We start from the raw sequence: 546 nt of genomic DNA on the forward strand, positions 1-546 counted from the left end.
GCCGAATATATCAGGCTTCTAATCAGTCAGAAACCAAATGATTATCCGGAAGTAAGGAAACTTCTTAAAGAGCTTATTAATGAGGTAAACCGTATCGGCATTAACATCAATCAGATTGTATTTAACAGCAATGCACAGCTGTATTCCAAGAAAGATAAGGAACAGCTTGTGGCATATATGAAAAAGCTGAATCAGTCTGTCAGCGAGGCGGTGGTAAAGATTGGCAATCAGTAAGATACTTCACATGAAGGACAGCGGGAATTCTTTTCATGCAAGGCATTTAAAGCGGGCACTGGATTATGTGATGAATCCTGAGAAAACGCAGGGAGGAAGACTTGTGGGAGCCATAAACTGCCAGACAGATATGGCTTTTGAGCAGATGATGGATACAAAGAAGCAGTTTGGAAAAACAGACAAGCGACAGGGGTATCATATCATTCTTTCTTTCAAAGAGGATGAGGTGGAACCGGACAGGGCTTTTGAGATAACACAGAAGTTTGTAGCAGAATATCTTGGTGATGCCTATGAAGCGGTATTTGTGGTTCA

The 546-nt window shown here is 41.4% G+C and carries 2 protein-coding genes; both read left to right on the forward strand.

Features of this window, described 5'->3' with window-relative positions; all coding sequences use genetic code 11:
- The coding region (locus WMO38_RS15175) for a MobC domain-containing protein (RefSeq protein WP_349163230.1) at nucleotides 1-234 on the forward strand (234 nt) is incomplete at its 5' end.
- 10 nt (nucleotides 235-244) lie between these two features.
- Nucleotides 245-546 (forward strand): relaxase/mobilization nuclease domain-containing protein (locus tag WMO38_RS15180; protein ID WP_349163231.1); only part of this gene is annotated, 302 nt, incomplete at its 3' end.

Origin of the sequence: Lachnospira hominis (ex Hitch et al. 2025) (genome assembly GCF_040096395.1) — a bacterium.
Taxonomy (GTDB): domain Bacteria; phylum Bacillota; class Clostridia; order Lachnospirales; family Lachnospiraceae; genus Lachnospira; species Lachnospira hominis.